General features: G+C 61.7%; 20 protein-coding genes. 14 read left to right on the forward strand and 6 right to left on the reverse strand.

Annotated elements, in window-relative coordinates:
- Positions 1–16: 16 nt before the first annotated feature.
- The 7 genes from C5F71_RS27890 to C5F71_RS27920 all read left to right on the forward strand — a co-directional run bounded on the left by C5F71_RS27890 (position 17) and on the right by C5F71_RS27920 (position 8,505).
- Positions 17–883 (forward strand): class I SAM-dependent methyltransferase, encoded by an 867-nt coding sequence (locus tag C5F71_RS27890; protein WP_104912534.1) that lies wholly within the window; start codon positions 17–19, stop codon positions 881–883.
- Positions 873–2,510, forward strand: coding sequence for an FAD-binding oxidoreductase (locus C5F71_RS27895; protein WP_169870650.1), 1,638 nt, complete (start codon positions 873–875; stop codon positions 2,508–2,510). Before C5F71_RS27890 ends, C5F71_RS27895 begins: the two co-directional genes overlap by 11 nt.
- Positions 2,507–3,271, forward strand: coding sequence for a DNA alkylation repair protein (locus tag C5F71_RS27900; protein WP_104912535.1), 765 nt, complete (start codon positions 2,507–2,509; stop codon positions 3,269–3,271). Before C5F71_RS27895 ends, C5F71_RS27900 begins: the two co-directional genes overlap by 4 nt.
- Before the next feature lie 19 nt (positions 3,272–3,290).
- Positions 3,291–3,932, forward strand: coding sequence for a peroxiredoxin-like family protein (locus C5F71_RS27905; protein WP_104912536.1), 642 nt, complete (start codon positions 3,291–3,293; stop codon positions 3,930–3,932).
- Between the two features lie 63 nt (positions 3,933–3,995).
- Positions 3,996–5,666 carry an NAD(P)/FAD-dependent oxidoreductase gene (locus C5F71_RS27910; protein WP_104912537.1) on the forward strand — a complete coding sequence of 557 codons (1,671 nt, stop codon included), beginning with the start codon at positions 3,996–3,998 and terminating at the stop codon, positions 5,664–5,666.
- Complete coding sequence (locus tag C5F71_RS27915; protein WP_104912538.1) at positions 5,663–7,144, forward strand: amidase; 1,482 nt, start codon at positions 5,663–5,665, stop codon at positions 7,142–7,144. The genes C5F71_RS27910 and C5F71_RS27915 overlap by 4 nt, the downstream gene beginning before the upstream one ends.
- Positions 7,145–7,167: 23 nt before the next feature.
- Positions 7,168–8,505, forward strand: a complete 1,338-nt coding sequence (locus tag C5F71_RS27920) for a cation:proton antiporter (protein WP_070995695.1) — start codon at positions 7,168–7,170, stop codon at positions 8,503–8,505.
- 158 nt (positions 8,506–8,663) lie between these two features.
- On the opposite strand, the gene ycaC is transcribed toward C5F71_RS27920, so the two are convergent.
- Positions 8,664–9,290 (reverse strand): isochorismate family cysteine hydrolase YcaC, encoded by a 627-nt coding sequence (gene ycaC / locus C5F71_RS27925; protein WP_029300559.1) that lies wholly within the window; start codon positions 9,288–9,290, stop codon positions 8,664–8,666.
- A 63-nt stretch (positions 9,291–9,353) separates the two neighbouring features.
- Positions 9,354–10,043, reverse strand: coding sequence for an isochorismatase family protein (locus C5F71_RS27930; protein WP_104912539.1), 690 nt, complete (start codon positions 10,041–10,043; stop codon positions 9,354–9,356).
- Between the two features lie 305 nt (positions 10,044–10,348).
- On the opposite strand from C5F71_RS27930, the gene C5F71_RS27935 reads away from it, so the two are divergent.
- Positions 10,349–11,338 (forward strand): LysR substrate-binding domain-containing protein, encoded by a 990-nt coding sequence (locus C5F71_RS27935; RefSeq protein WP_104912540.1) that lies wholly within the window; start codon positions 10,349–10,351, stop codon positions 11,336–11,338.
- 55 nt (positions 11,339–11,393) lie between these two features.
- The gene (locus tag C5F71_RS27940; protein WP_104912541.1) at positions 11,394–11,918 is read left to right on the forward strand and encodes a ClbS/DfsB family four-helix bundle protein; all 525 of its coding nucleotides are present in this window, start codon (positions 11,394–11,396) and stop codon (positions 11,916–11,918) included.
- A 126-nt stretch (positions 11,919–12,044) separates the two neighbouring features.
- Here the strand turns inward: C5F71_RS27940 and C5F71_RS27945 are convergent, their stop codons facing one another.
- The gene (locus tag C5F71_RS27945) at positions 12,045–12,563 is read right to left on the reverse strand and encodes a cysteine hydrolase family protein (RefSeq protein ID WP_104912542.1); all 519 of its coding nucleotides are present in this window, start codon (positions 12,561–12,563) and stop codon (positions 12,045–12,047) included.
- Positions 12,564–12,726: 163 nt separating this feature from the next.
- Entirely contained in the window at positions 12,727–14,175 is a 1,449-nt protein-coding gene (locus C5F71_RS27950) for a PLP-dependent aminotransferase family protein (protein ID WP_104912543.1), read from the reverse strand.
- 85 nt (positions 14,176–14,260) lie between these two features.
- Between C5F71_RS27950 and C5F71_RS27955 the strand changes: the two genes are divergently transcribed.
- Positions 14,261–14,707 carry a GNAT family N-acetyltransferase gene (locus tag C5F71_RS27955; RefSeq protein ID WP_104912544.1) on the forward strand — a complete coding sequence of 149 codons (447 nt, stop codon included), beginning with the start codon at positions 14,261–14,263 and terminating at the stop codon, positions 14,705–14,707.
- Entirely contained in the window at positions 14,704–15,375 is a 672-nt protein-coding gene (locus C5F71_RS27960) for an FMN-dependent NADH-azoreductase (RefSeq protein ID WP_104912545.1), read from the forward strand. Before C5F71_RS27955 ends, C5F71_RS27960 begins: the two co-directional genes overlap by 4 nt.
- Here C5F71_RS27960 and C5F71_RS27965 read toward each other — a convergent pair.
- Positions 15,314–15,556, reverse strand: a complete 243-nt coding sequence (locus tag C5F71_RS27965) for a hypothetical protein (RefSeq protein WP_104912546.1) — start codon at positions 15,554–15,556, stop codon at positions 15,314–15,316. The two genes, C5F71_RS27960 and C5F71_RS27965, sit on opposite strands and share 62 nt — an antisense overlap.
- 860 nt (positions 15,557–16,416) lie before the next feature.
- Here C5F71_RS27965 and C5F71_RS27975 point away from each other — a divergent pair.
- From C5F71_RS27975 to C5F71_RS27990, 3 genes are all read left to right on the forward strand, one after another.
- Entirely contained in the window at positions 16,417–17,340 is a 924-nt protein-coding gene (locus C5F71_RS27975) for a LysR family transcriptional regulator (RefSeq protein ID WP_104912547.1), read from the forward strand.
- A 109-nt stretch (positions 17,341–17,449) separates the two neighbouring features.
- Positions 17,450–18,622, forward strand: a complete 1,173-nt coding sequence (locus tag C5F71_RS27980; RefSeq protein ID WP_104912548.1) for an MFS transporter — start codon at positions 17,450–17,452, stop codon at positions 18,620–18,622.
- Between the two features lie 260 nt (positions 18,623–18,882).
- On the forward strand, positions 18,883–20,109 hold the full coding sequence (locus tag C5F71_RS27990) for an MFS transporter (RefSeq protein ID WP_029293780.1): 1,227 nt from the start codon (positions 18,883–18,885) through the stop codon (positions 20,107–20,109).
- 44 nt (positions 20,110–20,153) lie between these two features.
- Here the strand turns inward: C5F71_RS27990 and C5F71_RS27995 are convergent, their stop codons facing one another.
- Positions 20,154–21,200, reverse strand: a complete 1,047-nt coding sequence (locus tag C5F71_RS27995) for a DUF2931 family protein (protein ID WP_158682915.1) — start codon at positions 21,198–21,200, stop codon at positions 20,154–20,156.

Raw genomic sequence — 21,200 nt, forward strand, 5'->3', positions numbered from 1 at the left:
TCATGGAGGAAGCAGTATGGACAGCGGATTGCTGCGCGCGATATTCAGGGAAATAACGATCAAGCAACCGTTCGAGCGCATACCCGAACCGGCCCTGGTCATGGAAGAACAACAGAGTGTGGCGTCTTATGCCGACAGTGCCGCCCAGGGCCAGGCCTTGTCCGGCACCCACCTTTATCACTGTGCGCAGATGTGCGCGCTGATCAAGCCCGGCGACGTGGTGCTGGACATCGGCTGCGGCCCGGCGGCCCTGTTGCTGCAAGTCGCACGGCTCAACCCACGGGCCGAGTTCATTGGCATGGACCTGTCGCAGTCGATGCTGGAAGTGGCGCGCGAAGCGTGTCATCAGCAAGGCATCGACAACGTGCAACTGGTTGAAGATGACATGACCCGGCTCAGCATGATCGCTGACCGCAGCGTGGATGTAGTGATCTCGTCGATGGCCCTGCATCACCTGGAAAACCTTGGCCAGTTGGAAGGTACTTTTCGCAATATCTCCCGGGTACTGCGCAACGACCGGGCGATTTACCTGAATGACTTTGGGCGCCTGAAAACCATCGAGTCCGTCGACTATTTTGTCCAGCGTGCCAGCGACGGTGCGGACGCGGAAACTCTGCTGGACTATCGCAATTCACTGCTCGCGGCGTTCTCGCTGGAAGAGTTCCAGACCCTGGCCGCCAGTTACCTGGGCCCGTGTGCCAAGGTCTACAGCACCGCGTTCAGCCCGTTGATGATGGTGATTCGCACGCCCAAGCGGCGCTGCGTGAAGGTGATGAAACCCGAATTCCGCCGCCGCTACACTGCGCTGCCCGCCAGTCGCCAGGCGGATGTGAACCAGTTGCGCCTGTTCCTGCGCCTGGGAGGCCTGGCCAGTGCCTTTTGAACCCGCCCACCTGACACTTGCCCAGCAGCAATGGCGCGAGGTGCTCGGTGACGCGGGTGTGCGCGTCGACCCGGCAAGCATCGAGCGTTTCGCGCAAGACACCATGTGCTCCCCCGCATATGCCCGCGTGGTGATTGCGCCACGCTCAACCGAGCACGTCTCGGCGTGCATGGTGATCGCGCGGCGCTATGGGGTTGCCGTGCATCCGATCAGCACCGGGCACAACTGGGGTTATGGCAGCGCCTCGACCAGCGACGCCCGCTGTGTGCTGATGGATTTATCCGGGATGAACCGGATTCTGGGGTTCGATGAGGAGCTGTCGGTGGTGACCCTGGAGCCTGGGGTGACCCAGGGCGATCTGGCCCGTTATCTACAAGAGCACAACTTGCCCTGGCTGACACCCGTGACCGGTGCCGGCCCGACCTGCAGCGTGCTGGGCAATGCACTGGAGCGCGGTTTTGGCATCACCCCCCACACCGACCACTTTCAGGCGGTACTCGGCATCGAGGCGGTGCTGGCCGACGGTACGCTGTACCGCTCGCCCATGGCCCTGGGGGTCACCGCGCCCTGCTTCAAATGGGGTGTGGGGCCGTACCTGGACGGGCTGTTCAGCCAGAGCGGGCTGGGGGTGGTGACGCAGATGTCGATTGCCCTGGTGCGCAAGCCCGAGGTTATCCAGCCGTTTTATTTCTGGGTGGATGAAGAGCAAGGGCTGGAAGCCGCGTTGGCAGGTATCAAGCGCATGCTGGATCTGGCCCCTGGGCAGATTGGTGGTATCAACCTGATGAACCGTACGCGGCTGTTGACCATGGCCAGCGAAGACACTCAGGTGGTGGGCATGAATGAAGAGCAGCAACGGGCCGCCGCCGATGCCCTGGGCCTGCCCGCGTGGATGGGTGTCGGTTCGATCTATTGCCAGAAAGCCCAGCACGCTCCGCTCAAACACATGATCAGCCGTGAACTTGAGGCTTTCGCCAGCAAATCGATGTTCAAGACCCGTGGTCAGTTGACCACCGCCCGACGCTTGCTGGGCCATCTGCCCGGCGGCTGGTCCCAGCGCTGGCAACGGACCCTGGGCAAGATGCTGCAAGGCATCGACTTGATGGAAGGCCACCCCAGCGAAGTGGCCCTGCCGTTGGCCTACACCGCCGGCGCCAAGCCGCTGCCCGCTGCGCCCCTGAACCCGGCGCGGGATAACTGCGGGCTGATCTGGTACGCGCCGATCCTGCCGCTGAAAATCCAGGAAGTCGCCGATTTTGTGCACGCCATGGAGCGTCGGTGTCGCCAGCAGCAAATGCCTTGCCCGGTGACGCTGACCAGCCTGTCGAGCCGTGCCATCGATTGCACCGTGCCGCTGCTGTTCGACCGTTCGGATGCCCAGGCATCGAACCGCGCCCATGAGTGCTATCACCAGCTGTTCGCCCAAGGCAAGGCACAGGGCGTACTGCCGTATCGCGTGCCCACTCGCTTCATGCACCTGCTGACCGACGCCCAGGGGCCTGCCTGGCAGCTCGGGGCGCGGATCAAGGCAGCATTGGATCCGGACAACCTGCTTTCACCCGGGCGCTACTGCGCCACAAACCCAACGCCTGACCAGGCCATGACCGCGTCGGTGGTATCGAGATGAGTGAAGATCGCAAGGACCTGATTGACCAGGGCCGCCTGCCCACCCGCAATCTGGGCGAGTGCCTGGCCGTTGACCAGGTAGCGCTGGCAACGGCCCTTGGCGCGCAGTTGGAACCGTCCCTGGCGCAAACACTTTACAGCGCAGCCGAGGCCGGCCAGGCCCTGGGCATTTCCAAGAAAGTCGCCGCCCTGGGCCTTGCACTGGGGCAGTGGCTGGAAAGCGCCGCCCTGCCCCTGCGCGGGCACACCTGGGGCCTGCTGCTGGAGCATCCGTCGGACACCGTGCGCAGTTGGGCGGCTTTCGCCAACGCCTACTGCCAACGCAACAGCGAACTGGAACAGGCTTTGCTGAGCCAGTTCCAGTTCGCCACCGACGCGCATTTTGGCGTGCGCGAATGGGCCTGGATTGCCTTGCGACCGCTGCTGGCCCAGGACCTGACGCACGCGCTGGAACTGCTACGCCGCCATGCCCACAGCGATGACCCGCTGATCCGCCGGTTCTGCGTTGAAATCCTGCGCCCGCGTGGGGTCTGGTGCGAGCACATCGCCCCGCTCAAAGCCGAGCCGCAGATGGCCGAACCCTTGCTGATTGCCATGCTCGATGAAGCCGACAAATACGCCCAGGACTCGGTCGCCAACTGGATCAACGACGCCAGCAAGACCCGGCCGGATTGGGTCCGGCAGTTGTTCGAGCGCCACCCACCCAGCGGCAAAGCCGCCACCAGGATTTTTACCCGGGCTACCCGCAGCCTTTCTCAATAGACGTGAACAGGAGTCACAAATGTCGCTCAAGGAAAAGCTACAAACCGTCAAGGACCAGATGGCCCAGTTGCCTGCCGAAGTCCTGCACAAGTTCCAGGCATCGCTACAGACGCTGCTCGACAGCCATTTGGGCGACAAGGCCCTGAAGGCCAACGACAAGGCGCCCCTGGCGGTGCTCAAGGATGCTGACGAGCAGGATGTGGACCTGCGTCAGTTGCTGGATAAAGGCCCATTGGTGCTGGTGTTCTACCGAGGCCTGTGGTGCCCCTTCTGCGGCCAGGCATTGACCGCCTACCAACAGATGGTCGCAGACCTGGCCGCCTCCGGCGCCACCCTGGTGGCGGTGTCGGCCCAGACCCCGGAGTTCTCGCGCAAGACCCGCGAAGCCCTCGGCGTCAAATACCTGTTGCTCAGCGATACCGATAACCAGCTGGCGCGCCAGTACGGCATCGTGTTCAAGCTCGAAGACGAGCTGGATGAGGTCTACCGCTCCCTGGGTGCCGACCTCAAGCTATTCAACGGCTCCGACGCCCTGACCTTGCCCATGGCCAGCGCCTTTGTGATCGGCCAGGACGGGCTGATCCGCGCTGCCTTCGTCAACGTGGACTACTCGCAACGGGTAGAGCCACAGCAATTGATCACGGCCGCCAGCCGCGCATAACCGGCAACCCTCGCCGAAGGCAGCCACGCCTTTGGCGAACCCACTTGTTCAGGGACTGACGACATGAAACGAATCGCAATCATGGGGGCCGGTGTAGCCGGTCACCTGGCCGCGCTGTACTTCAAAAAAAGGTTACCGGGTGTCGAAGTCATCCTGATCGGGCGCCCGGACCGCAAGCGCCCGATCGTCGGCGAGTCCACGGTCGAGTTGACCACCCACTTCTTCAAGGGCCTGGGGCTGGGGCGCCTGCTGGAAGAAAAGCACTACCACAAGTACGGCCTGACCTATTACCTGAAGCTGCGCAACAACCCCGAGTGCCGCAACTACGTGGTGCACGAGGCACCGGGCGTGATCCGCATGCCGGCCTACAACCTCAACCGCTTCAGCTTCGACAAGGACCTGCGCAAGATTGTCGGTGATCACCAGGTCCACATGATTGAGGCCGATGTGAGCGCCGTCGACCTCAATGCCGGTGAGCACGCCACCCACCTGCTGACCCTGCGCAGCGCCGCCGATGAGCAACAGCAACTGACCGCCGATTGGGTAGTGGACGCCACCGGCCGCAATCGCTTCATGGCGAAAAAGCTCAAGCTGCACAAAGAGGCGACGTACCAGCGCAGTACCTTCTGGCTCAGGCTCAAGGACTTCGACCGCAGCATCTTGTCCAGCATCACCGCGCACAAGGACAAGCATCACTGCTACGACCCGTACTACGTGACCCATCATTTTTATGGCAAGGGCTACTGGATCTGGATGATCCCGATGCGCAGCGATGATGGCAACGAGATGATCAGCATCGGCATCACCTACCGGCCGGACATGATCGAGCAGAAAATCAGCACCCTGGAGGCCTTCAAGGAAAAGGTCATGGCCGACCATCCGGTGATTACCGAGTTGATCGAGTCGGGCCAGCTGGTCGATACCCAGGCCATGCACAACTACATGTACGAGGCGCGGCAATACTACTCGACCGAGGGTTGGTTCCTGCTGGGCGACGCGGCCTTTACCTTCGACCCGGCCAACAGCGCCGGGCTGGCCTATGTGGCGCAGCAGATCCCGCAAGTCGCGGCGATGATCGAGAAGGATATCCATGGCAGCCTGACCCCCGCCTACGTCAACTGCCTGGAATCGCACATCCAGGCGCAACTGGCCCTACAGGACACCTGGAGCAAGTGGTACGAGGTGATGGACGACCCGTTCATGATGGGCTGGACCCTGCTGTTCGCCAACATGGCGTACTTCCATGTGGTGTTGCCGATGTACATGACCGGGGATTTTCTCGATGGTCATCAGGCCCAGCAATTTGCCGACCTGCTGCCGCGCTACACCCGCGAGATGCAACCCTCGCCCCTGCCGTTTGCCTGCCTGCTGCAAGAGATCCGCCGCTCCAACCCGGGCTTGAGCCCGACGATGATGCCCAACCTCTATTCGCGCACCATCAACTTCGACCTGTACAAGGCCGACAACCGCGCACGGCCGATCTACGCGTCCAACTATTACCTGCGCTCGGCCTTGCTACGGGTGCGGCTGATGAAAATGGTCAAGTGGTCGCTGTCTACGCGCCACCTCACGTTGTTGCTGCGCCATGGCTGTGGCGCCGTGCAGGACCTGGCGCGGGCTGCGGTCCTGCGCCTGCGCCCTTCGCTGTTCTACAAATATGGCGAGTCGCCGGAGTTGCTCAAGTCGCCGTTTGGCAAGGACGGTGGCTTCCTCGACCTGGTACGTCGCGCATGAACGGCATGGCGCAGGTCCGCACAGACCTGCTGGAACTGAGTGCCGTGCAACTGGCGTGGTTGATCCGTGGCAAGCAGATCTCCCCGGTGGAGCTGATCGAGCAATGCATTGCGCGCCTGGAGCAGGTCCAGCCGTTATGCAATGCCATGGCAGTCGACCTGTTCGACGACGCCCGCGCCGCAGCACGCCGGGCCGAAGAGGATGTGCTCAAGGGGCGGCCATTGGGACGCCTGCACGGTGTGCCCTTCTCCATGAAAGAAGGCCTGGGCCTTGCGGGGTACCCCAAGACCTGCGGCTCACGCCTGCGCAGCAACAGCCGCGCCCGCAGCACCGCCACGGTCGCCACGCGGCTGCTGGCGGCCGGCGCCATCCCCCTGGCCCTGGGCAATCAGGCCGAGATGGCGTTGTGGCCCGAGACGGACAACCTGGTGTATGGCCGCACGCTCAACCCCTACGACCCCTCACGCACCGCCGGTGGCAGCAGCGGTGGCGACTCTGTGATGGTCGCCAGCGGTTGCGTGCCCTTTGCCCTGGGCACCGACGGCGGCGGCTCGATCCGCATCCCGGCGGCGTTCAATGGGATCTTTGGCTTGAAGCCGTCGCGGGGGCTGGTGCCGCTGAGCGGGCATCTGCCGCTGGATGAGCAGCGTGTGTCACTGCCGGTGTCCCAAGCCGTTGCCAGCCACTTTGCAGCGGGCCCCCTGTGCCGGTACGCAGAGGACCTGGGCGCAGTGCTGGAGGTCATCGCCGGCAGCGACGGCATCGACCGCAATATCCATTCGAGCTACCAGCAACCGGCCCAGGCGACACCGCTCAAGCGTGTATTCGTCTGCCTGCCGGCCCCTCTCAAATGGGGCACGCCACTCTCGGCCGCCGTGACTGGCGGGGTGATCGAGACCGGCCAGCGTTATGCGGACCAGGGTGTGGAGGTGCAAGCCTGGAATGAAGGCTGTTTGACCAACGCCTTTTTTATCTGGCTGGCCGTCCTCAAGTGCGAGACCCGCATTCACCTGGCCGATTACCTCGGGGATGGGCAGCCACTGAATTATCCACGGGCGTTTTTTGCAGCCCTGGCGGGCAAGCCGCAGTTCTCCCGGGGGCCACTGCTTGCCAGCTTGATGGACAGCTGCGGCGATCGGCTGGGCAACCCGGGGCTCGCGCGGTTCCTCAAGCAGCGTGATCACTTGCAGCAGGCCCTGGCCGGGCTGTTCGACGGCCAGAGCATTCTGGTGTTGCCGGCCACCCCGAGCGTGGCGCCGGCCCATGGCAGCGCCCTGAAGCACCCGTTCGATATCGGCTATTGCGCGCTGTTCAATGTTCTCGGTTTTCCGGCCCTGTGCGTGCCCATCGGGCGCCTCGACCAGGGCTGCCCGGTGGCCGTGCAACTGGTGGCCGGGCTGGGCCAGGACGCGTTGTTACTGGAAGCCGCGCGCTTTCTGGAAATGGAATTGGGCGGTTGGCGCAAGCCTGCGCTCTAACACTTCAAGCACTAGGACACCCCATGCAAACCAACACCAGCGCTATCACGCTCCAACCCCCTGCGCCTGCGGGCGGACAATCGGCCGTGGGTTCCCAGGCCGAGCACTTGACCCTGTTGTTCCTGATCCAACTGATCGTGATTTTCAGCGCCAGCCGCCTGATCTCCTGGCTCAGCACCCGCTGCCTGGGGCAAACCCCGGTGGCCGGGGAGATTCTCGCCGGGCTGGTCCTGGGCCCGAGCCTGCTGGGGTATTTTTTCCCGGAGCTGCTGAGCAGCATTTTTGTGCCGCAAACCTCCACCGCCTTTGTCGCCACGGCCCAGGTCGGCCTGATTCTGCTGATGTTCCAGGTGGGCCTGGAATTTGAGTTCGGTGCCCACCTCAAGGGGCGTAAGCGCTCGATCATGGCCATCAGCTTGGGTGGCCTGCTGGTGCCGTTTGTCAGTGGCTTCCTGGTGGCCGAGTATTTCTGGCAACAGATCGTCGGCGACAAGCCGCCACTGCTGGCCTTCCAACTGTTTTTTGCCACGGCGTTGTCGATCACGGCCCTGCCGATCCTCGGGCGGATCTTCATGGAACTGGGGCTGTCCCGCTCCCGCGTGGCCACCCTGACGATTGGCGCGGCGGCCATCGATGATGTGTGCGGCTGGCTGATCCTCGGTGGGGTGACGTCGATCATCGCGTCCAACTTCAGCGTGTGGGCGTCACTGGGCAGGATCCTCGCGCTGGCGGTGTTTATCGTGTTGGTGCTGTGGGTGGTGCGGCCCTTGGTGCTGCGCTGGATCATCGGCGACCTGGAGCGCAAACCACTGTCGGCCCAGGGCATATCCCTGATGCTGATCGTGCTGTTTGGCAGTGCGGTGATTACCAACCTGATCGGCGTGTTTTCGATCATTGGTGGTTTTATCATCGGCGTCGCCCTGCACACCCACCGGCCCTTTGTCACACAGTGGAATGCCAAGGTCAGCGGCCTGGTCAATGCGTTTTTCCTGCCAGTGTTCTTTGCCTACACCGGCCTGCGCACCGACATCGGCTCGCTCAACGGCGACACGGCGCTGCTCAATTGCTTTTTGGTGTGCCTGGTAGCGTTCGCCAGCAAATTTTTCGGCGCCTATGGCGCCAGCCGCTGGCTGGGCGAGACACCGCGCAACAGCGCGCTGATCGGCGTGTGCATGAACACCCGGGCGCTGATGGAATTGGTGGTGCTTAACGTGGGCTATGACCTGGGTGTTTTGCCCAAGGAGTACTTCACCATGCTGGTGATCATGGCCATTATCAGCACCTTTATCGCCTCGCCGCTGATCCGCCTGCTGACGAGTGAGGAGCGACGGGTGCCGGTGGGCCAGCCTGCGGTGAAATAAGAGACCAGACACCCCGCGTTATCGTTAACGATTTTCGCCAGCCTCTTTTGTAGAAGCTGGCTTGCCAGCGAAAAACTCAAGCACGCCGAGGTTCTTCAGGTTTCCCGCGTTATCGTTGACGTTTTTCGCCGGCAAGCCGGCTCCTACAGGAGGTGGGGCTATTTGCCTTCGGTCAGCGCGTTGTAGCTGGTGAACAGGTTGCGATAGTCAGGAATGTGGTTGGAGAACAAGGTCCCCAGACCTTCGATATCGTTGCGCCAGTCGCGGTGCAGTTCACAGGCCAGGCCAAACCAGGTCATCAACTGCGCGCCATTGGCCGACATACGGTTCCAGGCCGATTGCTGGGTCAGCTCGTTGAAGGTGCCGGAGGCATCGGTCACCACAAATACTTCATAGCCTTCGGCCAGGGCCGACAGTGCCGGGAACGCTACGCACACCTCGGTTACCACGCCAGCGATGATCAGTTGCTTCTTGCCAGTGGCCTTGATGGCCTTGACGAAGTCTTCGTTGTCCCAGGCGTTGATCTGACCAGGGCGGGCGATGTACGGCGCGTCCGGGAACAGGGCCTTGAGCTCGGGCACCAGCGGGCCGTTGGGGCCGGTTTCGAAGCTGGTGGTGAGGATGGTCGGCAGCTTGAAGTATTTGGCCAGGTCAGCCAGGGCCAGAACGTTGTTCTTGAACTTGTCGGGTTCGATATCGCGGACCAGTGACAGCAAGCCAGCCTGATGGTCAACCAGCAGGACAGCTGCGTTGTCTTTGTCCAAGCGAACGTAGGGTTTAGACATCTTGATGCTCCTGGTAAAAAGGCGCGTCCCGAAATGGGCCGCACCGGGGAAGGTCAGCCGTATTTACTTGCGCTGGGAGTCTAGCTCTTCGTGGTTATTTGCCACTTCCTGCGCCTTGATGTAGCTCTCGATCAGCAATTGATAGTGCGGCATCGCCTGGGTATAGACGTTCGCCCACTCCTGGGCATCCGGACGGTTCCACGAGCCTTGCAGCTCCGACAGCGTGCCCATGATGTCGATCGGCACCACGCCGGCCTGGGCCAGGCGTGCGACAGTCAGGTCGGTGGCCAGTTTCGAGTGGTTGCCCGAGGCGTCGACCACGGCGAATACCTTGTAGCCTTCATGCACTGCGGCAATGGACGGGAACGCCAGGCACACGCTGGTCAGGGTGCCGGCAATCACCAGGGTCTTCTTGCCGGTGGCTTTGACGGCGGCATGGAATTCAGGGTTGTCCCAGGCGTTGATCTCGCCACGGCGGGCAACGTATTGGGCGTGGGGCGCCGATTCATGGATTTCCGGGATCAGCGGGCCATTCGGTCCCTGAGGCACCGAAGCAGTGGTGATCACCGGGATTTTCAACAGCGTCGCCGCCTTGGCCAAGGCAATGGCGTTGGCGCGCAATTGAGGAACATCAATGTCCTTGACGATCTGGAACAGGCCACTCTGGTGGTCGATCAGCAACATGGCGGTGTCGGTGGGATCAATCGTCGGCTTCTGACCATTAAAGTTTGCAGCGTTACCTGAAGCGCTCATTTGCATATCCTCTTGCGTGGATGAACCTCCCTGGTGTCATTGCCTGCCAAATTCCCGGCAAGCTCTGCACGTCCTGTGCAGATACGAATGGGTTGTGACTCGACAGATCAGTTCGCTACCGGGGCCTCTGGCTTCAAAGCGCCTGACCACAGCTGACAATTCCAACAATGGAACGCCCCCGCCCGCTGCCGTCTTCACCGCACATCGGCAGCCGGGAAGAAACAGCCGCTCCACCTTAGTCATCACGCTAGGTATCCGGTAGTGGTTGAATTAAACTTCAGAATCTCAAAAATGGAACGATCCCCATGTTCGACCTCAATGAACTCTTCCTCTACGCCAAGGTGGTTGAGCATGGTGGTTTCGCGGCGGCCGGTCGGGCGCTGAACATGCCCAAGTCGACCCTGAGCCGCCGGGTCAGCCAGCTAGAAGCGCGGCTGGGGGCACGCCTGATCCAGCGCTCCACCCGTCAGTTCCAAGTGACCGACATTGGCCTGGCCTACTACCGCCACTGCGTGGCGATGACCGCCGAAGCCGAGTCCGCCGAAGACCTGATCGCCTTCAACAAAGCAGAGCCGCGTGGGGTGATTCGCCTGAGCTGCACCACCGCACTGCTCAATTACTGGGTGGCGCCGATGTTGGGCCAGTTCATGGCCCAGTGCCCCAGCGTCGAACTCAACGTGAAGAGCTTCAACCGTAAGGTGGATGTGATCAGCGAGGGCTATGACATTGCGCTGAACCTGTGCTTTCCCCCCCTGGAAAGCAGTGACCTGGTGATGAAGTTGCTCGCCAGGAGTTCCCAGGTACTGGTGGCAAGCCCAGGTTTTTTGCAGGAGCGCCCACTGCCGCAACACCCCACTGACTTATCAGGGCTGCCGACCATCAGTTGGGGCAACCCGATGCTGCAGTACGTGTGGGCGCTGACCGGCCCAGAAGGTGTGACGGCTGAGATCAGCCACGTGCCCAGGCTGATCAGCGATGACATGCCCACCTTGAAGAGCGCGGTGCTGCTGGGCGTTGGGATCGCCAACCTGCCGCTGGCGGTGGTCGAGGATGAGTTAAAACAGGGCCTGCTGGTCCACGTGCTCGCGCAATGGCAACCCACCGAAGGCGTGATCAGCGCCGTCTTCCCTTCACGGCGGGGGCTGCTGCCTTCAGTACGGACCTTGATCGACTTCCTGGCCCAGGCGTTTGAGGCACAACAACAAAGCCAGGCGCACGAACGAACACTAGCAGCCGTCACCCCTCTGAATGGTCCGCCCGCCGATCCCCCCAGGAAGATCGCCCCGAATGGCTGATACCCGTGCTGGACACACTTCTGACGAATAGAATTTTCTGCATGACAGGTGATATATGGCGGTCCCTCAGAACAAACAAGAACTGCTTGATGCCATCAATACCCAGTACGAAAAACTGCTCAGCGTCATCCAGCAGGTGCCGACGCAACGGGTCAACGAATGCAGCCTGGAGGGGCATGCCAAGGGGACGCAGATGAGCGTCGCCAACCTGCTCGCGTACCTGGTGGGCTGGAACGAATTGGTGCTCAAGTGGCTGGACGCAGACGCCGCTGGCAACGCCATAGACTTCCCGGAAACCGGCTTCAAGTGGAACCAGTTGGGCCAGCTTGCGCAGAAGTTTTACCGCGACTACGAGGGCATCGCTTTTGAGCCACTGCTTGATCGACTCGACACAGCAAAGCAGCGCATCGTCTCCATCATCCAGAGCCGCGACAATACCGAGCTTTATGAATGCCCGTGGTACGAGCACTGGACGATGGGGCGGATGATCCAGTTCAACACCGCGTCTACTTATGAGAATGCACGCGGGCGCTTGCGAAAATGGCTGAAAGCACAAGGCCCACCTCCTGAATCTGCATAAGGACGGTAATTCGTGGCCACGGCGGCAATGCCTGGTGGCCGTCGAAGCTCAGCAGTGCGACGGGGTCCTAGTGCTCACCCACGACCCTGAATGGGTGTACGCCACACCCCGCCCTGCGCGGCTCGGCTAGAACCACCACTCCTCAGCCCGGACCACCCGGCAGAACGGCCCGTCGAGCGTGGCATTGTGGTGCGCGACGATGTCCTGGGCGTTGATCTCTGGCGTGTCTGAACAGCTATGGCCGTCGGCGATGAGTACGGCGTCAAAACCAAGATCGCGTGCTGCACGGCAGGTGCTGTCGACGCAGTATTGAGTTTTCAGCCCAGTGATCACCACGCCCGTAGCACCGCAGGCGCGCAAATTGTCCGCCAGGCCAGTTGATGCAAAGGCGTTGGGGCGCTGTTTATCGAACACCGTTTCATCACCCAGCAGCTTCAATTCCTGCACGACTTCGGTCAACGGGCTACCGGGTTCGATGGCTGAACCCACCGGCCCGGTGTGGCGAGCGAGAAAAACCGGCGCGCCCGCGTTGCGCGCCTTGTCCATCAAGGCGTTCACCGTGTCCAGCAGCGCTTCGCAGCGCCATGGCTTTTGCGGGCCGTGAACCAACCCCACTTGCATATCGAGTACTAAAAGGGCGTACATAGGTGCATCTCCTTGCGTGTGAACCAGCGACACAAGGGCATGAAAAAAGGCCCTGTCCATCGCTGGCGGGCCTTTGAAGTTCGTTGGCTATTGGCTCACGACACCTCGCACGCTCCGCCTTCAGCGGTGGTGGTGGTCGTGGTCGAGGTCAGGCAATAGTCGGTCATGGGTCGACACTAGCACAGATCCTCTCGGGATCGTGTGCACAAACCTGGATCACTTGAGCCAATCGAAGCGCCACCGTCGCCGCCTGCTCGGCAGTGGCGATGTTGGTAAAGCCCAGTACCAACCCGTGCCTGGGCTTGGCCTCCAGGTACCACTGTGACAGTGGCTCGACGGCGATACCAATGGCCCGGGCACGTTGGGCCAGTTCAACATCATCGCCGTCGCGCAGGCCTGCAATCAGGTGCATACCGCCGGCCTGGGGGTTGATCGACAGGCGTTCGCCAAACTGTTGCTGCAGCGCCGCGACCAGCCACTGGCGGCGGCGGGCGTAAAGGGTGCGCATTTTTTTCAGGTGCCGTGCAAAGTGCCCCTCGTAGAGGAATGCGCTGACGGTCGCCTGGAGGAGCTGCGGGCAGTGGTTATGCAAACGATCCGCCTGACGGGCGAAGGCGTCACTCTGCGCGGGCGGCACCACCAGATAGGCCAGGCGCAGGCCCGGAAACAACACCTTGCTGAAGGTCCCGGTGTAGAGCACGCGGCCCTGCAGGTCAAGGCTCTTGAGCGCAGGCAAGGGCTTGCCCTGATAGCGGTACTCACTGTCGTAATCATCCTCGATGATCCAACTGCCCTGGCGATTGGCCCAGTCCAACAGCGCCAACCGACGCGGCAGTGACAGCGACACCCCCAGCGGGCTCTGGTGGGTCGGCGTGACCACAGCAAAGCGCGCATCCGGGCAGCGTGCAATGCCTTGGGCGACGTCCAGCCCCTGGTCATCCACGGCCACCGGCACCAACTGTGCGCCGGCTTCGAGTAACGCGTTGCGCGCCATGAAATAGCCGGGCTCTTCCAGCCAGCAGCGATCACCTGGGTGCATCAGCGTGTGGCTGATCAGGTCCAGGCAGGCGCGATAGCCCGCGCACACGAACACTTGCTCCGGGCGGCAGGTAATGCCCCGGGAAATCCCCAGGTAGCTGGCAATGGCCGCGCGCAAGAGTGCATGGCCGCGCGGGTCCGGGTACACCAGCCCCTCGAGGCCAGCCTGGCGCAGTTGACGGCCTGCCAGCCGGGTCCAGAGCTTACGGGGAAAGGCATCGAGTGCGGGCAGGCCCATCTGCAGCGCGAGCGGCAGCGCCCCGCAATGATTGGGTAGGTACTGCGCCGCAACAACCGGCGCATGAACGATGGACGACGAAACCGCCGCCAGCTGCGGGCTGACGATTGTCCCGGCGGCCCCCCGAGCAATCAGGTAACCCTCCCCGATCAGCAGTTGGTAAGCCGCCTCAACGGTGCCACGCGCCAGGTTCAATTGCGCCGCTAACGCGCGAACGGCAGGCACGCGGTCCCCGGGGCGCAAGCGGCCATCGGCGATGGATTCGCGAAATCGCTGGTAAAGCTGGCGATAGATCGGCGCGCTCTGGCTTCGGTCGAGCGGGAAGGAAGGAATCATGGCCTAGTCGTTTATGCACTTTTCGGCCCTGTAGCTTAAGTCATCGTGGCTTTAAGGTCAGCCATCACTCTACGGCGCACAACATATGGCTTATACACTCCGACATCTCACCGACCAACAGGGCTTCGAGGCCAGCTTCGACCTTATGCGCATACTGCGGCCCCATATCGCCGACCCGGCCAACTATGTGGCGCAACTGCTGCGCCAAACCGCACAAGGCTACCGTTTATTGGCCGCGTGGGACGCTGGGCGGGTGGTCGGCCTGGCCGGTTACCGCACCTTGGAAAACCTGCTCTACGGGTGTTTTATCTACGTCGATGATCTGGTGGTGCACCCAGACCTGCAGCGCAGCGGCCTGGGCGCACGGCTGCTGGACGCCGTTCGCGCAGAGGCCGTGCAGCACGATTGCGCCCATTTCGTGCTGGACACCGGGCTGCATATGCCGCTGGCCCAGCGTTTTTACTTTCGCCAAGGCCTGCTGGCCCACGGCATGCACTTCACCCAAAGTCTTCAGACAGAGAATCGGCCATGAACAGTGTTCTATTGATCAACGCCAGCCCCAATGGCCAGGTTTCCCATGCCAACCAATTGGCGTTGGAGTTGGTGAATACCCTGCGCCAGCAGCACCCCAGGCTCGAACTGGTGGAGCGCGACCTGGGCACTCACCCGCTGCCGCCACTGGGCATGGACTACGCCCGTGGGCTGGCGACTACCACGCCGTTCGATGCACCGGTATTCGCGGTTTCCGAAGCGCTGATCCGCGAACTGGAGCGCTGCGACATCCTGCTCATTGCCACCCCGATGCACAACTTCACGCTGCCCGCTGCGCTCAAACTGTGGATCGACTACGTGCTGCGCATCCATCGCACGTTCAGTTCAGGGCCCGAAGGCAAGACCGGCCTGCTGAGCAACCGCCCAGTGTATGTACTGGTCGGCTCCGGCGGTTTTCACCAGGGCGAAAAGGCACGGCAACCGGACTTTCTGACGCCCTACCTGCTCCAGGTACTGGGCACGCTCGGGTTGCTCGACCTGCACTTCACCTACCTCCAGGGCCTGGTGTTCGGTGAAGAGAGGGTTCAGGCCACGGTCCAGGACAGCCGTGCGCGACTGGCCCTGGAGCCGCTATTCAACTCGCTCGTCAAAGCACTCCGGGCACCACCAGGGTCAACCACGCAACACACGGCCCCACAAGGGCAATGACCGCGCTGTAGATCAACAGGCTGCGCAACACCTTTTCACGCTCCTGCGCCGGTGTATTGGCAACCACCAGTGCGCCATTGGTGGAGAACGCGACCGGTGCCAGCGACAGGCGCGCGCTGCGCAAACCACCGAAGACGACGAAGACCACCAGCACCACAATCGACAGAATTTCATTACTCATTGCTATCTGACTCCCCGCAGTCGGACGGTCCCGCAGGTACCGTCCTTGTTATTGTTTTTTCGGGATGTGGCGAGGGGGCTTGTCCCCGCTGGGCTGCATAGCAGCCCCAAAACCAGCCACCTCGGTGTATCTGGCAGACCGTGGTGAGGCGATTGGGGCGGCTTCGCCACCCAGCGCGGGGCAAGCCCGCTCGCCACAGAAAGCCAGCTGTTCGCCCCCCCTGTGGCGAGGGGGCTTGTCCCCCGCTGGGCTGCAACGCAGCCCCAAAACCAGCCACCTCGGTGTATCTGGCAGACCGTGGTGAAGCGATTGGGGCGGCTTCGCCACCCAGCGCGGGGCAAGCCCGCTCGCCACAGAAAGCCAGCTGTTCGCCCCTCCTGTGGCGAGGGGGCTTGCACCCCCGCTGGGCTGCATAGCAGCCCCAAAACCAGCCACCTCGGTGTAGCTGGCAGACCGTGGTGAAGCGATTGGGGCGGCTTCGCCACCCAGCGCGGGCGATGCGGCGTTCCGACAAGCCCGCTCACCACGAAAAGCCAGCTGTTCACCCCCCTGTTCACGGGGGGGCATGGCGAAGCTCGCGCTGTGATCTGCCACGACCATGTCGCAACTCATCACCAGGCCCACTGCGCGCAGTTGGGTGTCGCGATCCTGCCGTGGGAGGGTGCTGGCATGACACGGTGGTCGAGAGCAACGCGGTACAGAAGGTCAAGGCAACCATCATTGAGCTGTTCGAGGCGTTCGGGCGCCAGCCGGGGTGGGCGGACGGGCAGTGACAAGAGGCTGGGGCTCGATGCGGGCGAATAAACGGTACCATTGCCGCGCCTGGCCCACTGATCGGTTCAAATGAAGGAACAGAAGATATGATCGAAACCCGCCTGCTGCGCCAGTTCATTGCCGTGGCTGAAGAGCTGCACTTTCATAAGGCGGCGATCCGCCTGCACATGGCTCAACCGCCGCTGAGCCAGGCCATCAACCGCCTGGAGGGCAAGCTGGGGTTCAGTCTGTTCAACCGCAGCAAACGCGGGGTAAAACTGACCCCGGCCGGTGACGCGTTCCTGCACGCCGCCTATAGCACCCTCAAGGAACTGGAGCTGGGCATCGAACACGCTCGCCAGGTGTCCGAAGGGATCGCGGGCAAGCTGACAGTGACCGCCGTGTCGATCAGCTACTACGAGTCGCTGCTCAATAGCCTGCGGCGGTTCCGCGAACACTTCCCCAAGGTGCAATTGATCATCAAGGAGATGCCCTCCTCCAGCCAGGCCAAGGCGATTGTGGCGGGAGAAGCGGACATTGCCTTCATGCGCAAATTGCCGATTTCGGCGCAAAACGTCGAGTCGCGCCTATTGCTGGATGAAGAGATCGTGATGGCGCTGCCTGCCCACCACCCCAAGGCGGATGCTGGCCAGATCGATTTGCGGCACTTTGCTGGCGAAGACTTCGTGTTCACCCCCCAAGCCCTGGGCACTGGCTATCACAGCCAACTTATCGCCCTGTGTGAAGCCGCCGGCTTTTACCCCAGGGTGGTACAGGAGGCCGCGCAGATCCATACCTTGATCGGCCTGGTGGCCTGTGGGTTCGGGGTCGCGTTGGTGCCTGAATCGATTGCCCACTCAATCATGCGCGACAAGGTCGTGTTTCGGCGGATCGGCCCCGTGGGCGCGCCCCCCAACCCGACCATCGGCCTGTATATGAGTTGGAACACCGACAACCCATCACCGTTGCTGGACAGTTTTATCGCCATGCTCGATTTCAATCCTGCCTCGGTGCCATCGACCTGGGGTTAGTCGTCGTCAAAGGTATCAGGCAGAGACTTTTATAGTATTTCCCAGCGGGCGAGCGGCGCCCCATCATCATCACAAGCCTTGCTCGCCCTCCTCCCGTCACTGAGTTCTTATGCCTGCCGTCATCTACATTTTTTCACTGTGTACCTTCACATTCGGCTTGTCCGAATTCGTCGTCGCCGGCCTGGTATCGGCAATCTCCCTCGACCTGCACGAGTCCATCTCGCAAGTGGGCTCGGCCATCGCGGCCTACGCCCTGGGTGCGGCCATCGGCGCCCCGGTCATCACCGCCATGCTGGCCACTTGGCGCGACAAAACCGTGTTGCTCCTGACCCTCGCCGTGCTGGCCACCGGCAGCGTAGTCATCAGCCTGGCGGCAGATATCGTGACCCTGCATGGCATACGCTTCGTTATCGGCCTGGCGCACGGTGTATTCATGGCCGTGGCCTCCAACGCCGCGGTCAAGCTGGTTGACCCGCTACGGGCCGGGCGTGCGCTATCACTGGTGTGGATTGGCCTGACCCTGTCGATCGCCTTTGGCGTGCCGATCGGTACCTTTTTCGGCAGCTACTGGTCATGGCGCATGGTATTCCTGGCAATCGGCGGCCTGGGCTTGATCAGCACCCTGGGCCTGATTCTGCTGATGCGCCAGCCACCCGCCGACGCACTGCACAAAGACCACGGCCTGAAACAAAGCCTCGCCGCCCTGCTGCAGCGCGAACTGTTGATGGCTGCCAGCATCGCAATGCTGGTGAGCGTGGCGACTTTCTCATTTTTTACCTTTGTGTCGCCGTTCCTGCTGGAGATCACCCGCGTTCAACCACAGGTGCTGAGTTTTGCGATGCTGGTGTTCGGTGTCTGCTCCATCCTTGGCAACGTGCTGGGCGGTTACCTCGCGGATGCATTCGACGCCGACCGATGCCTGCTCGGCGGGTTGAGCGCATTGATGTTCAACCTCTTGGGTTTGTATGTGTGGGGCGACTCGATCATCGCCACCTTGATGCTGGTGGGGCTGTTGGGGGTGGTGTTCTTTGCCATTGTGACCCTGTCGACCCTGCGCTTGCTGCGCCTGGCACACCAGCATATTCCCCAATCCAGTGCAGTGGCTTCAGGGCTCAATATTGCCGCGTTCAACCTCGGCACTGCGCTGGGTGGCATCGGGGCAGGCTGGGTGATCAGCCAGTTCGGGCTGGCCTATATACCCATTGCGGGTGCCGGCGCGGCGTTAGTAGCCATGGGCGTGCTTGGGCTGCAGATGAAGCCCACAGCAGCCATGGACGATTGAGCAACCCCTGCCACCCAACGGTTTTGTAGGAACTGGCTTGCCAGCGAAAAACTCAAGCTCGCCGCGTTCCTTCAGGTTGCCCGCGTTGTCGTTGACGATTTTCGCCGGCAAGCCGGCTCCTACAAGACGCTGCATTGATTGCATTGATGATGACTATCAAACCGACCGGCCTGTTTAATTGCCAACGCTGATTCCTATAATCGCCTCCACATTCTCCCCCGGCCTGGCTTCAGGCTGCATTCCCCCCGGATCTCAACACCATGCCAAGCGCCAGCCAGGCCCCTCGCAGCCTTCCCGAACATAATCAACAGAGTGTCAAACAGCAGTGGCTGGCGATTCTCTCGGTGGCCGTGGGTGCCTTTGCCCTGGTGACCAGTGAGTTCCTGCCGGTAGGCGTGCTCAATGATGTCGCCAGCGACCTGGGTATCACTGCCGGTCACGCCGGGCTGATGGTGACCCTGCCGGGCATCATGGCCGCCCTCGCCGCGCCTTTGCTGTCGGTCAGCATTGGCACCATGGACCGGCGCTATCTATTGATCGGCCTGACGCTGATCATGATCATCGCCAACTCGGTGGTGGCTTTTGCCAGCGACTTTGGCCTGCTGCTGTTGGGCCGCGTGCTGCTGGGTATCAGCATCGGCGGCTTCTGGGCGACCGCCATCGCTCTCAGCGGCCGGCTGGCGCCCAAGGGCGTGGGCGTCGCCCAGGCGACTTCGATCATCATGGTCGGCGTGACCCTCGCCACCGTCCTGGGCGTGCCCGTAGGCACCTGGCTGAGTGGCCTGATGGGCTGGCGCATGACCTTCCTGGTCACCGCGCTGATGGGCGTCCCGGTGCTCCTGGCGCAGATATTCCTGCTGCCGCGACTCAACCCTGAGAAAGCCATCCACATCCGTGACCTGCCCGCCTTGTTTATCAACCCCCAAGCGCGGGTCGGGTTGATCGCCGTATTGCTGATCGGCCTGGCGCACTTTGCCGCGTACACCTATGTCGCGCCGTTCTTCAAGCACAGTGCCGGCTTCGACGGGCCAACGATTGGCTCGTTGCTGTTGCTCTTCGGCGTGGCTGGGGTGGCGGGGAATATTTTTGCCGGCTTCGCCGCCAACCGCAGCGTACGTCACACCCTGTTGCTGGTGGCGCTGATGATCGGCACCAGCACCGCCCTGTTCCCCCACTTCGCCACCGGCATGACCGGCGCAGCCATGTTGATTGGGCTCTGGGGTTTTGCCTTCGGCGCCTTTCCGGCCTGCGCCAGTATCTGGATGTTTGTCGTGGCGCCCAAGGATGTCGAACGCGGCATGCCGCTCTTCGTCGCGCTGTTCCAGGTGATTATTGCGCTGGGCTCATTCTTCGGTGGGCGGATCGTCGACCAGTTGGGCAGCTCGGTGCTCCTGAGCCTCGCCACGGTGCTGGTGGGCTTCGGTTTTGTGACCGTGCTGGTGCTGGGGCGCAATATCAGCAACAGCCTCGCGGCCCAGCCCTGCTAGTGGGCTGAGCCCCCAAGCGTGGCTCTCCCGTCGGCAGGGGGAGCCTAGTCGATTTTACCAGACAGCCTGACTTTCGCTTTACCGATGGGAAACTCTTGCAGTCCCGCCCTCAATGCCAGGGAAACCCTGGTGTTTTGCGCGTCAACCTTCACTAGCAGGTCGATATCTTTTTGCGTGCCCAGCTTCTGGAAAAGATCAAAGATTTCCTTCTCATCGAAAGCGTCGATCCACACGCCATACCGGCTGGTACCGTTGCGCCAATAGAAGCCACAGAACTTGGGAATGGCCCTTTGTTCATAGCGATTATCCAGTAGAGCCTTTGCGAATATATTTTCTTGCTCGCCGTTGTAGGCGCTGAATGCAAAATCCAGCCATTCGCCCTCTTGCAGGACAACCACAGGTCTCCAGCTATATTTTTCCCGGTAGACGCTATAGGTTTGCGGCGCAGGATAGCCTTGCGCTTGGATTTTTTGCCGGATTTGCGAGCTGAAGGTCTTATAGGACGGATCATTGAGCATGCGGTCCGCATATCCGCCTTTAAACATGTACTGGGCGTTGCTGTAGGCGCTCTCCTTGGTCATCGTCGTGGCCTGCGCCTGAAAGACCCCGACCTCCTTCTGGTTTCCCGCCCCCCTCAGCCAGAGCACCACCCGACCCTGCGGCGCCAACCCAACGACAAAAGTGTTGTAGGTGTCTTTTTTACGGGTGTCCTGGTCGATAAAGCCCTCATCCAGGAGGCGCTTTATCTGGTCTTTGTCCAAGGCCCAGTTACCGGTATAGAACGTTCGCTCCACCAGCGAGTACCACGTAAATTCCAGCTGATAAGGCACACGCTTTTTTTCGATCGCGGTGGTCATCGTTCCACCGTGGTTGCCCCAACCGGTATTCTGCGTGCCCCAGATCGCGTCAAAACCGTAGGTAAAACCCTCAGCGATGATGGCGCCCCGGTAAACCTCCATAGGGTATTCCTGGGGTGCGGATACCGTTCCCGACCAGCTGTAAGTTTCAGCCACGTCGTTACTCTTGCAAGCCGTCAGGGAAAAACAGGACAAGACAGCAACCATCACTGTCATCAGGCTTTTTATTTTCAC

Source organism: Pseudomonas sp. LG1D9 (genome assembly GCF_002949995.1).
Taxonomy (GTDB): domain Bacteria; phylum Pseudomonadota; class Gammaproteobacteria; order Pseudomonadales; family Pseudomonadaceae; genus Aquipseudomonas; species Aquipseudomonas proteolytica.